This window comes from Pseudoalteromonas sp. M58 (genome assembly GCF_042604605.1).
GTDB classification, from domain to species: domain Bacteria; phylum Pseudomonadota; class Gammaproteobacteria; order Enterobacterales; family Alteromonadaceae; genus Pseudoalteromonas; species Pseudoalteromonas tetraodonis.
In genome coordinates this window covers 583,844-597,060 of the sequence record NZ_CP152391.1, presented here as the reverse complement: position 1 = coordinate 597,060, position 13,217 = coordinate 583,844, and the positions used below count along the sequence as shown (strand labels likewise).

Below are 13,217 nucleotides of genomic sequence, written 5' to 3'. Positions count from 1 at the left end.
AAGAATAAATAAAACCCATCGTACACATTATGGCTGCTTAGAAAATGAAATGGCATTGGCTTTAATATGTATGTTCAAGCTGGCTAACGCATTACAAATAAGCTGCTCAATGTAATCAAACTGATTTTTTTGTTTAGCCTGCTCTAGTGCAATATCATCAATAAAATAACAACTTACTTTAAACTTAGAAGGTAAATTGTTTAAGTCTGCTGAATGGGTAAGAAAGCTAAAGTCCTCCACAGTATCTTTTATTTGCTCACAAGCGAGCGTTAATTGCTGACGAATACGTTTATCTAGCTGCTTTTGGGTTTTGGTCATCGTTTATTGCTGCTCGCGAGCTTGTTGTTCTTTAAATTCTTTGTAACTGTCTTGCTGTTGTTTAACACACTCATGGTATTCCTTATCTGCCATGTAGCTGCATTCACCCAACCGCGCTGATTGAATTTCATGGTAGCGGCTATCGCTGCTACATCCCGCTAACACCAATAATGCGGATAACGAAAATAGATATTTTAACTTATTATTTAACATTCAAAATTCCTACTATTTTAACGGGAAAACTACTGATCTTCGTTATTTTTGCTGTATATTGCACTGGTTTTGTATTTATAACAGTTAAGGGCACGTTATGATGTTGTCGCAGTTACAAGAGCTGTTCCAGCGTATCGATAAAAGTAAACTATTTCAATCATTTGTTATTGCAGTTATTGTCATTTCTGCATTGACCGTGGGCGCACATACTTATTCATTGCACCCAACCGCCGAACTCGTTCTACATTGGATGGATATAGGCATAACGGTGTTTTTCTTAATTGAACTGATTATTCGCTATATTGCCAGCAAAGGTATCAAGGACTTTTTCTCCAAAGGTTGGAACATTTTTGACTTCATTATCGTGATCGGAAGTTTATACCCCGCGGCAGGCTCTACTATTTTTATTGCTCGACTGCTGCGTATTTTCCGCGTGTTACGATTAGTCTCAATGATCCCAGAACTGCGCTTATTAGTAAATTCGCTAATAAAAGCAATACCGCAAATGGGCTACATTGCGCTACTCATGTTCGTTATATTTTATATTTATGCCGCCACTGGCAGTATGTTGTTTGCTGATATAAATCCGGTACTTTGGGGCGATGTGTCTATTTCTATGCTCACCCTGTTTAGAATAGCCACCTTTGAAGATTGGACTGACGTCATGTACGAAACCATGGCCGTGTACAAATTAAGTTGGATTTTTTACTTAACCTTTATCTTTTTAACTGCATTTGTGTTTTTAAATATGATGGTTGGCGCTATTTTAGAAGTGATGAGTGAAGAGCATCGCAATGCACGCGAAGAGCAAGCCGATATAGACTCACTCCCTGCCACCCAAGGCCAAGTAAACGAATTAAAAGCACAACTAGCAGAATTAAAAGAACTACTTAAAAATAAGTAGCAGGGATAAAAAGGGCATGCATTTGCTTGCCCTTACACTTTAAATTTACCCACTAACCCCGTTAAAATTGACGAAAGACGATTCATTTCGTTGCCGTTTTCACTGGTGGTCACGGCAATATCACTCACCTCATCAGCCGCATTTTTAATTTCAGTAACATTGCGGTTTATATCTTCAGCTACATGTTGTTGCTCTTCAGCAGCGGTGGCTATTTGGGTATTTAAATCGCTAATATGAACGATAGATGCCGTGATCTCACTAAATTGTTGCTGCGCCGAATGCGCAAGCTCGACAGTTTTATTAGTGGTTTCTATACTGCGTTGCATGTCTTTAGATACCTTAGATGACATAGTACGTAGTTTATCAAGCTGTGAAGCCACTTCTTCGGTTGACTCAGCGGTTCGTTGCGATAACGCGCGCACTTCGTCGGCCACCACAGCAAAGCCGCGTCCGTGCTCACCGGCACGTGCAGCTTCTATTGCAGCATTTAAGGCCAATAAGTTAGTTTGTTCTGAAATACCGCGAATAACACTGAGTATCGACATAATGTTTTCGCTTTCAGTATCTAGCTGAGTAATATCTGCTGAGGCATTGTTTATTACATCACATAGCTGAACCACACTTTCCACAGTTTGTGTAATAACCGATTGCCCCAAGTCTGATGCTTGCTGTGTTTGAACAGCCAAATCCGCTGCATTTGCACAACTGCTAGACACTTCGTTCGCGGTGGCAGCCATTTCATTAATAGCCGTAGCTGCCATCTCTAAAGCTTGTTGCTGTTGGCTGGTGGAGCTTGTTAATTGTGCCGCTTGCGATGAGGTTTGTGATGAGGTTTTACTTACATTTTGCGCGCACTCATTAATTTGAGTTACCAGCTCGCTGATCAAGTTTAAAAATAAATTAAAGCTATTAGCCAGTTTAGCGGTTTCATCTTTGGTTTTTATTGTTAAGCGTTGGGTTAAATCACCGCCACCTTGCGATATTTCAGTTAAGCCATCACTCACTTCAACAATAGGGGCTGATATTAATTTAGAAATATAACTCGCTATAGCAACAAATACGGCAATTAATATCGCACTAATAACCAATATGGTATAAGCCATGGTATTCGCCGTGCTCATCACTTCGGCTTTCTCTACTACCCCAATAAACTTCCAGCCTAAGGTAGCAGAGGTATGAATATTAGCCATATATTGTTTACCATCTATCTCTACATCAAACAGCCCTTGGGTATTTTTAGCTAAGTCGGCGTATTTTCCCCCCTCAAGATCTGCTAAGTTTTTAAATCGGTAATCTGGGTGTTTAACATCCACCAGCACACTGCCACTATCTTCAATCAACATTAAATAACCGGTTTCGCCTAATTTAATATCGGCAATAATATCGGTAAGCCCGCCTAATGATACATCCATTCCTTGGGCGCCAATTAATTGCCCGTTATCAATAACCGCTTTAACCGTAGATACAATAACTAAATCATCAGCGGCCCAATAATAGGCATTAGTTCGCGTTGTTTTACCATTAGCCGCTTTTGCTGCCATATACCAGGGGCGCTCGCGCGGATCATAATTGGCGTTTACTTTCCCCATGGGCCATTGAATATACCCCCCTTGTTCGTTTCCCATGTAAATATAAGCAAGTCCAGGGTGTGTTTGGCCAAAATGGTCAAACAAGCTATATGCAGCTTGTTCTGTTGGGCTTTGATTAGGATGGTTAAGCATCACTGAGTTGGGAGCATCCATATGGGTTTTAACATTGGTGCGTGCGTTTTTAATGGTGGTGTGGGATGCTAAATAATCAACATTTTTGGCAATTTCGGCAAAAAACATCGTAATAGCGTTGTCTACTTGGCGCGCTTCTCGCTCACTCAATTGAGAAAAATTATCGAGTGCTTGCTCCCTCGTTTGCGATATAACAATAGCAGCAATTACAAACAAAGGCAGTGCGATAGCTGATGCAAAAGACAGCTTTAATTTTTTTGATATATTCATGTAGTTACATCCCAAGAAGCTAGATAAAATATAGTCTTGGAATATGTATTGAGCAAGAAATTAGCAATTATTTAAACATCACTCATTTAGTCTTCAACCAATGTCAGCTAAGCGCCTGTTTACTGTTTGTACGGTCTTCATAAATCATGAATATCATTTAATTAATAAAGATGGGAGGTTACTTTTCAAATAGTTCACTCAAGGACTGTGGTTTATGGATAGCATAACCTTGAACGTAATCGACTCCCATTTGTTTTAAGATAGACTTAATTTGCTCGGTTTCAACAAATTCAGCAATTGTCTTCATCCCCATAATTTGACCTATTTCATTAATAGCTTTAACAATAGCATGATCTATTGGGTCACTTGCGATATCTTTAACGAAAATGCCATCAATTTTTAGGTAATCAACTTTAAGATTTTTAAGGTAACCAAACGATGATAACCCACTACCAAAATCATCAAGTGCGAAACGACATCCAAACTTTTTCAGCTTATTAATAAACTTTCCTGCAAGCTCTAAATTTGAAATAGCTGCCGTCTCTGTAATTTCAAAACAAATTTTATGACTGTTTACCCCTAGCGTTTGTAGTTGCTCGATAATAAAATCAAGAAAACTCTCATCAGTCAGCGATTGCCCTGAAAGATTAATAGAAACAAAATTAATATTTCTAAGAAAAGCAGCGTTACGAACAATTAAACTAAAGGCGTTTTTAACAACCCATCTGTCCACTTTTACAATTAAATGATAACGCTCGGCTGCGGGTAAAAATGCACCAGGCGATATAACATTATCATGCTCATCAATCATTCTTAGTAACAGTTCGTAATGTTTATTTGAATCACTGGTCAGTGGCTCAGTTGCTTGTGCATACAGGCGAAAGCTGTCTTCATCAATCGCGTATTGAATGCGGTTTACCCACAGCATTTCACTTTGCCTTTGTACCAATTCTTTATCGTTTTCATAATGTACGTGAATACGATTTCGCCCTTTATCCTTTGCAATGTAGCAGGCTACATCGGCTACTTTTAACACTTCGATAAAGTCGAGTGCTTTTTCTGTAATTTGCATTAGCCCTATACTGGCACCAATACGAAAACTTCGCCCTTCCCATATAAATTGAAAGTCCTCAATAGCGCTTTGAATAGAGAGTGTTATGCGGTGCGCATCACTAAACGAGCAATCCTCCATTAAAATAGCAAATTCATCTCCGCCAAGGCGCGCCACTATGTCTGATTGCCGAACAGCTTTTTCCAGAATAAAACTAAGTTGGCGAAGTAATTCATCACCCGCTGAGTGACCGCAAGTATCGTTTACAACTTTAAATTGATCGAGATCCATATAACATAAAGCATGAACAGGCCGGTTATGAGCAGGAACAGCAAGTAGTAGCTCTGTTCGACGTTTAAACTCTCTGCGATTTAGCAACCCCGTTAGTGAGTCATGAGTAGACTGATAACTGAGTTTTTCCTCTGATTTTTTTCGTGCTGTAATATCAATATGAGTACCGACTAAACGGGTGATCTCCCCTTCTTCACTTTCAACCATGAAAGAACGAGATAAAATATTGATATAATGGCCGTCTTTATGGCGCATTCTAAATTCGACTTCATATTTTTTTATTTTCGCATCTATAAAAGATTGGATCTGCGCAAGCGTTTGTTCTAGGTCGTCAGGGTGTAATAAGCCTTCCCAGGTTGAGAAATGATCAACCAGCTCGTCCTCTGCATAACCTAACATTGATTTCCAGCGGGGTGAGTAATACATTTTATCGTTGGCTATATCCCAATCCCATAAGCCATCATTTGCGCCTTGCATAGCTAAACTCAAACGCTCTTCATTGGCTAGCGCTTTTTCTTTTTCGAGAATAAGTTCTTTATGTTGCTGCTCTAATGAAAGAGTCATTTGCGTCAATGAGTCAGATAATATATTTATTTTACTATTTGCCTGCGTTAAATCAGTAATATCGTAAAAAATCACCAAATACATTTGCTCAAAATCGGTTAAGGGCGCACAGCTGGCAAGCACGGTTCGTTGTGCACCATTTTTGCAATGTACATCTAACTTTATAGGTTCAAAGTCGGTATTTGTTTTTTTTGCTCGCTCAGTGTTTTTTTCCCATGAACTAATCACCCATTCACGGTATTTAGGGTTTGGGTAGGCTTTGGGCCACCAATCATTTAGTGTGGGAATATCGCTAAGTTTATAACCATAAAGCCTTGTAAACATGGGGTTTACATTAATAATATTTCCATATACGTCATTTAATGCAAAAGGCAAAGGCGAGGAATTAAAAATATTTAAAAAGATATGGCTTTGGGCTGAGCTTGTTTCTAGCTCAGATATTCGAGAATGTGCGATAGCTAATTCAGACTGAAGTTGCTCAATGCTATTCATTTATGCTTCCCAAGAATATAAATATCATAAAAAACCTGTAGTCAGGTTTATGCGTAAAACTGGCGAATAAATGCAACATTTAAATAGCATTTTGCGATGAAATTATTATACAGAGTCAAACGAGTGTTTAGTTGAGCATTGATAGTAGGCATTAAAACGGATTTAAGCAACTTATCATAATTATTAGGTAGTTATACGATGTTGCAACGTAAAATTATCACGCCTATTTTATAAAAATAACCATGCTATATTCAGGTATGAGAGATGGTTAAGCGCTCATCTAAATACAATAAATTTACTTGTGCTTATTACTCTATCCGAATAATCATTATGATATTGAACTATAATTGGTTTAAGGGAATTTTAAGGTAGCTTATGCCGTTATCTTCAGCGGGAGGTGGGTTGCCAGCTCTAATATTCATTTGAATAGCAGGTAAAATTAAGCGAGGCATAGGTAATTCTTCGTCACGGCTATCGCGCATTTCAACAAACTGCTCTTTGCTTATTTTAGTCTTTACATGAATATTTGTTTCTTTTTGTTCTTTTACTGTGACCGCAAAACGGTGATTTCGTTTTTCAGTCGGATAATCATGGCATACATAAATTGTTGCCTCATCGGGCATCAAGAGTAGTTTCTGGATTGAATCGTATAATGTTTCAGAGCTACCACCTGGAAAGTCACACCTTGCTGTGCCTACGTCAGGCATAAAAATCGTATCACCAACAAAAATGGCCTCTTCATTTATAATGTAAACTAAGTCGGCGGGTGTATGCCCCGGTGTGTGCATCACTCGTATTGATAACTGGCCAACATTAAAACTATCTCCATCTTTTAATAGTCGGTCAAAATCAGCCCCATTGGGTAAAAATTCTTTTTCAAGATTAAATAGCGCCTTAAAGCTTTGTTGTACCGTTTTGATATGTTCACCTATGGCGATTTTAGCACCAAAGTGTTTTTTAAAATAAGGAGCTGCAGAGATATGATCGGCATGAGCATGTGTTTCGAGAACCCACTCTAATGAAAGAGAATGGCTTTGAAGGTACTCGCCGATTTTTTTGGCGCCTGATTCACAGCTGCGACCTGATTTATAATCAAAATTTAAAACGGGATCAATCAAGATTGCTTGCTGAGAGTTACTATCAGAAACAACATAACTAAAGGTTTCGCTATCGTCATCAAGAAATGCGTGAACATGAAATTTACTGTGCATAATATTCTCCAATAAGTCTGAACTCATCACTTGAATTAATAAAAATGACCGGAAGCAATAATATAAACGTTGGTAAAGGCCATGAAGATATTAGCGATTTAATTATTAAATAAAAAGGGCTAGCCAATGCTAACCCTCAAAGTAAATATTATTTATTATCAACAATAATACGTAACATACGACGCAGTGGCTCTGCTGCACCCCATAAAAGCTGATCGCCTACGGTAAAAGCGCTAATATATTTTGGCCCCATGGCGAGTTTGCGAATACGGCCAACAGGTATACTTAACGTACCGGTTACTTTAACTGGGGTTAAGTCGGTACTGGTAATGTCACGCTCATTAGGAATTACTTTAACCCACTCATTGTGCGAGGCTAAAATTTCTTCTATTTTTTCTACGCTAATGTCTTCACGTAATTTAATGGTCATCGCTTGGCTATGACAACGCATTGCACCAATGCGTACACATAAACCATCAATAGGCACAGGTTGTTTAGATGAGCCTAAGATTTTGTTGGCTTCAACTTGCGCTTTCCACTCTTCTTTTGATTGACCGCTTGGCATAGGCACATCAATCCATGGGATTAAGCTACCCGCCAGTGGCACACCAAACTGGTCTTGTGGCAAATCGCTTGATGCCATTTTTTCGCTGACTATTTTATCAATTTCTAAAATAGCTGAACTTGGGTTATCTAGTTGCTGTGCAACACTTGCATGAATAGCCCCCATTTGAGCTATGAGTTCTTTCATATTGCGTGCACCCGCGCCCGATGCTGCTTGGTAAGTCATTGGGCTTACCCATTCGATTAGGTCTTGCTCAAATAAACCACCCAGCGCTAGTAGCATAAGTGAAACCGTGCAGTTACCACCTACAAAGGTTTTAACGCCTTGCTCTAGCCCTTGTTCAATGACATCTTTGTTAACAGGGTCAAGTACGATAATACTGTCGTCACTCATACGCAGTGCAGAGGCTGCATCTATCCAATAGCCATCCCAACCTGATTCACGTAATTTTGGATACACCGCATTGGTATAATCGCCACCCTGACAGGTAACAATAATGTCCATTTTTGCAAGCTCAGAAATATCGCTGGCATCTAAAAGCGGTTTAGCTGCACCCGCTAACTCAGGGCCAAGCTGACCTGCTTGTGAGGTGGTGAAAAAGGTGGTGTCGATATGTGCAAAATCATGTTGTTGTTCCATTCGCTCTAGTAACACTGAGCCTACCATGCCGCGCCATCCGACTAATCCTACTTTTTTCATTGTTTGTTCCACTGTTTGATTCATAAAAGGAGCCTATACATTAAAAATTAAAAATTCATTGCGTGAGATTTAATTTTTACAGCCCTAAGCTAACACCACCAGCACGCTAAAACTAGTCAATAAACTGTAACTTAAATATTTTTCATACACATAAAAAAGCCCTGTATAAAATACAGGGCTAATCAGTAGTTAGGCGTTGTTATAAATCCTATCCTTGGGCTTTTACTTAAAACTCGTAACTATAACTAATATCAAAGTTCATACCGACTTCTTTAGAGCGAACAATAATATCTGATTGCGATACTTCCTGATCTTCATTAAGTAGGTTTTTAACTTTAAACTTCACCTTAGAGTTAAAGTCAGGGTAAAAGGTATAAACTAAATCAAGTGAATGAAATGGCTGCTCATAAGCATCATCTCGACTCGCAACACCTGCTGCTAAAATACGTTCACCAAATACGTTATAAACCAAAGAACTACTGTGCATTCCGTCGAGTGAATCGTAGTTAAGTTGTAAATTAACTACGTACTCTGAGTGACCCGTCATACGTTTTTTAGGGTTAGTTAAGGTGCCCGCAAGCGCAGGATCGATAGACGCTTCTGAATCACTCAAAGTTATATTACCACTGGTAAATAACCCTTCAGATAAAAACGTAAGATCTTGCAACCATTCAGCTTCTATACCGTAGACCTCAGCGGTTTCACCATTGATAAATGAGGCTGAATAGTCTTCATCGCCAATATTTAGAACCGTTTCAATGGGTGAAGTAATATCTTTGTAAAAGGCAGCCACACTAAACGAATTACCGGCTTCACCGTAATATTCATAACGTAGGTCATAGTTTTTAATTGGGCTACTTTTAAGCCCTGTACGGCCAAATGTTCTAATATCGGTAAGTGGGTCAAAGTAAGTAACCGGTACCACTTCACGAAAATCCGGACGAACTACCGTTTCACCATAGCCTGCACGTATTTGGTAGTTATCAGCGCCTACATAGGTGACAGAAAGCGCAGGGTACCAATCGTCGGAAACAATAGAGCCTGCTTGAATTTTTTCAGGGTCGTAGAAAGTATTTAAGTCATCTTGATCAAATATTAGGCTAGATGTACCAATAGACGTTTGTTTAAATTGTTCATAGCGTACACCACCGCTAATGCGTAGCCATTGATCATAAAACACATCAAACGAGGCGTAACCCGCATCTACTTTTTGTCCTGCTAGGTAATCATCCGCATCAGGAGCTGTTGGCTCGTTAAAATCAACCAGTATCGCGTTATTATTAATAAATTCATCGCTTAGATACCCGCTATTATTTAGCGCATTATCACTGCCATCATTTATAGTGATACCAGCACCGCCACTGTTATTAATAGCAAAACTTGAGGTATTAAAAATACGCGCTCTATCTGAGAAGTCATACCCTACTTTAAACTCAACATCCATACTGTCAAAGCTAAGCGGTAAGTTTAAATTACCACTGTAAGACTTAACTCGTTCTTCCATGTTGGTGTATGACATAATCACACGATTATCATCACCCGTGATTTGAGAACCTGCATACGACCCGTCGGTGTTGTACTCATCGCGAAATTCAAAATCAGCATTCGTCGGAATATCCGTGGTTGCTTTCGCTTCGGTATACTGCCAATCAGCACCAATCCCCATGTAATCTAAAAAGGTGTGCTGACCAATAAACTGGGTAATATTGAGTTGTCGCTCTTCGTAGTTAAAAGTATGGTTACGATTAGCGACCCCATCCCCTGCAATACTAAATGTTGAACTACCCGCTGGACTCTGCGAAATCGCAATTTCAGACTCATCTTCATTATCAATAATGTAAAGCTGCTGCGCTGATATACTGTGAGTACCTAAGGTATAGCCTATGCTAAATGACGCATTATAACGCTCGTTTTCTGTGGTCACTTGGGAATTTTTTACAGTATTAAAACATGAATTTGCGACATCATCTGCAGTATTTAGCGCTGTCGTACAGTCAATTTTACCGTCTTCATTTTTTAAATCTTGGCTTATCACTGAGCTAAATCGGTCTTCAAAATCCCACTCATTTTTATAAGCGCCAGAAAGCATAAAGCCTAGCTTACCGCCAAAGTAAGATTCGCTAAAACTATCACCATAATGCGCTTTTATATTGTATTGTGGATCGAGAGAATCTTCTTTTAACTCATAACCACGCGGTAACGACTTGAGTAATTCGTTATTAATCGCAGTCGCTTGCTCTGCACGTGTTGTGTCACCATCGACTAAGCCATCGCGTTTTACTATGTTACCAATACCAAAATCACCACGGTACTGTGTTATTGCAGAAGATAAGGTATCAGGTAGCCCGCTTTCTTTACGGTTGTAAGTAAAGCCGTCGCTTGCCGCGGTGTTATAACCAACACCCACTTCTACACCCGCAGTAAATTCGCTCGGTGCAGTTTTGGTTCTAATGTCAATATTACCGCCACCAAACGCTGCGGGCATATTTGGTGAGTAAGCTTTTTGTACCGCCATGCTAGAAATAATACTAGCAGGAAAAATATCAAGCGGGATCACGTTACGGGTTAAATCGGGGCTGGGTATGTACGCGCCATTTAAACGTGCGCTCGAATAACGTTCACCTAAACCACGCACATAAATGAACTTGCCATCAACGAGGGTCAAACCGGTTACACGCCTAAGGGCAGAAGCGGCATCGCTATCGCCAGTACGTGCTAATTGCTCTGAGCCTAAAATATCGGCTACAAAGGCTTGATTTTTTCGCTCTTCAACCACAGCAGCAGCACTGCCTTGTAAGCGCGTACCTACTGCCACTACTTCTTCTATTTCTTGGGCTACATCAACATCATTTTGCGCAGCAAATAGGCTTACAGATTGGGCACACAGCCCTAAACCAATCGCCCATGTAATTTGATTAAGTCTATGCTTTTTAGACATAAGATACATCCTGATCAGATTATACAAAAGAGGCGCCAAACGCTTATTATGCAAGCTCCAAGGCGCCTTCAGAAGTTTATAAATAGTGCTAAATTAGTCTGCGTTAGCCGCGGCTACTGCTGCTTCAACCCATTTATACCAATTTGACGTTGTATCCTGGTCCGATACGGCACCGATGTAATTTACCGATTCAAAGAACGAATCTGTTGTACTTAAATCAGTGGCTGTAACGCTCACATCTGTAGAAGCCGTATTAGTAGCAAAACCATTAGCAGCAAGTACAGAGACATCATCTGTTAAAATTTCACTCGCACCGCCATTTTCAAACCATGCTGTTTTAGTTTGTCCTGCAAGCGGACCACCAGCAAAGGTATCTGTATTAGCGAAATTATTTGAACATGCCATTACTGAGCTAGTAAAAGAAATGTTATCGGCTTGCTTTTCACCATCACCCGAGAATTCGATACATTGTGTATTAACTGCGTTTTTCTTAACAATTAACGCGTTATAAATGCTTGAATTAAATTGATCATCAAACTTGTAGGCTTGTGAAGGGTCATCATCACGAACTGAATTGCCATCAGTAGTAATCACAGTCACATTAGCAACCATCGGGTTTGAAGGTGACACTTGAGCAGAAGATGAACCTTTAACGCCGTCAGACTCAAAACCATTATTACCCATATTAACCACAGAACCATCGTTAAGCGTTACCGTACCGTGTTGAACAAATAAGTACTGCGCCTTACCTTGCCAACCGGCATCAAAGTCAAACGAATCATCTTGAGTATCAGTCACTGCAATATGCTTAAGCGTGGTTGCACCACCAAAGATTTCAATACCGTCATCAAAGCCTTGGTGAATATGAATGTAATCAAACTCAGAGCCTGAACCAACAGCATTAAGTGTTAATGAATTTAAATCATCGCCTTCACCACCTACGCGAGGGCCAGAGCCTGCATACCATACTTTAGCCCATTTAATATTACCGCTTGAATCGCTATTATCGTTACCACCAAAGTAGCTTGTTATACCTTCAGAGGCTACGTTACATGTACCGCCATCACGCTCTGCATCTGTACATTGGTCAGTAATACCTTGACCATTAATGATAATGCCACCCCAGTCAGCATAACGTGCACCTTCACCAGCTGTATCAAAACGGTCAAAGGCATTAGCTGAGGTAAATACTACTGGCTTTTCTGCTGTACCCACGGCTTGAATTTTTGCACCACGTGCAATACGTAAAATCGCTTCACCTGATTGAAACGCAAGCGTTGCGCCAGGCTCTACAGTCATAGTTGGGCCATTAGTTGGAATAGAAAAGCCATCAACTGTGTTGCCATCTTCACCAATTTGCAGGGCATCAGCAAATACATGTACACCACCGCCAGGTAACTCTTTAAATGTAATGTTGTTAGTAATTGAAATAGTTTTACTTGAAAATGAATCGTTGTATAAGCAATCTATACCACTGACCACACCTGTTACCGTGCCTGCATCTGATTCATAGCTTGCACATACAGCCTCATCATCAGTTGTTGAACCGGTGTTGTTATTAGAATTATTAACACTGTTGTCTGTACTGGTGCTGTTATCATTAACGGTTGGTGTAATTTCTATATCACCACCACAACCAGCAAGTGTCATTGCTGTAGCCACTAAGCTGATTTTGAATAAGCCAGATAATTTCATTGTTCACTCCGTAAAAGTATTTAATTATTGTGTTAGCGCATTAAGTAATAACTTAAGTCACTTTAAGGCACGATACTCATGCATTAAGGTCACTTGAGTTATCGAATACGAAGTACAATACGGGAGTGATATGACAATGAAGTTACACTTTAATAAACATAAAATGACAATGTTAATTAATTAAGAATCAATTAGTTATTTTAAAAATGCAAGCAAAAAAACCACACTAACCGAATGTTAGTGTGGTTTGAGTAGTGCAATTATGAAATGGTTTTTAGTGCGTCA

The 13,217-nt window shown here is 39.6% G+C and carries 9 protein-coding genes; 1 reads left to right on the top strand and 8 read right to left on the bottom strand.

Going from position 1 to position 13,217, the window contains the following annotated elements:
• Positions 1-27: 27 nt before the first annotated feature.
• Together AAGD16_RS17905 and AAGD16_RS17900 are read right to left on the bottom strand one after the other, a co-directional pair.
• Entirely contained in the window at positions 28-318 is a 291-nt protein-coding gene (locus AAGD16_RS17905; protein WP_024601009.1) for a hypothetical protein, read from the bottom strand.
• Between the two features lie 3 nt (positions 319-321).
• Positions 322-531: a hypothetical protein gene (locus AAGD16_RS17900; RefSeq protein ID WP_013463335.1), complete on the bottom strand. Its 210-nt coding sequence runs from the start codon at positions 529-531 to the stop codon at positions 322-324.
• A gap of 100 nt (positions 532-631) precedes the next feature.
• On the opposite strand from AAGD16_RS17900, the gene AAGD16_RS17895 reads away from it, so the two are divergent.
• Positions 632-1,435, top strand: coding sequence for an ion transporter (locus AAGD16_RS17895; RefSeq protein ID WP_174818639.1), 804 nt, complete (start codon positions 632-634; stop codon positions 1,433-1,435).
• A gap of 32 nt (positions 1,436-1,467) precedes the next feature.
• Here AAGD16_RS17895 and AAGD16_RS17890 read toward each other — a convergent pair whose 3' ends face one another.
• From AAGD16_RS17890 to AAGD16_RS17865, 6 genes are all read right to left on the bottom strand, one after another.
• A complete protein-coding gene (locus AAGD16_RS17890; RefSeq protein ID WP_377115579.1) occupies positions 1,468-3,426 on the bottom strand; it encodes a methyl-accepting chemotaxis protein in 1,959 nt (652 codons plus the stop codon).
• Positions 3,427-3,604: 178 nt separating this feature from the next.
• Entirely contained in the window at positions 3,605-5,824 is a 2,220-nt protein-coding gene (locus tag AAGD16_RS17885; RefSeq protein ID WP_377115576.1) for an EAL domain-containing protein, read from the bottom strand.
• A gap of 341 nt (positions 5,825-6,165) precedes the next feature.
• Complete coding sequence (locus AAGD16_RS17880; protein ID WP_058156069.1) at positions 6,166-7,035, bottom strand: MBL fold metallo-hydrolase; 870 nt, start codon at positions 7,033-7,035, stop codon at positions 6,166-6,168.
• 148 nt (positions 7,036-7,183) lie between these two features.
• Positions 7,184-8,323 carry an aspartate-semialdehyde dehydrogenase gene (asd, locus tag AAGD16_RS17875; RefSeq protein WP_028834592.1) on the bottom strand — a complete coding sequence of 380 codons (1,140 nt, stop codon included), beginning with the start codon at positions 8,321-8,323 and terminating at the stop codon, positions 7,184-7,186.
• A 202-nt stretch (positions 8,324-8,525) separates the two neighbouring features.
• Complete coding sequence (locus AAGD16_RS17870) at positions 8,526-11,237, bottom strand: TonB-dependent receptor domain-containing protein (RefSeq protein ID WP_377115571.1); 2,712 nt, start codon at positions 11,235-11,237, stop codon at positions 8,526-8,528.
• A gap of 93 nt (positions 11,238-11,330) precedes the next feature.
• Entirely contained in the window at positions 11,331-12,932 is a 1,602-nt protein-coding gene (locus AAGD16_RS17865; RefSeq protein ID WP_028834590.1) for a hypothetical protein, read from the bottom strand.
• Positions 12,933-13,217 lie beyond the last annotated feature (285 nt).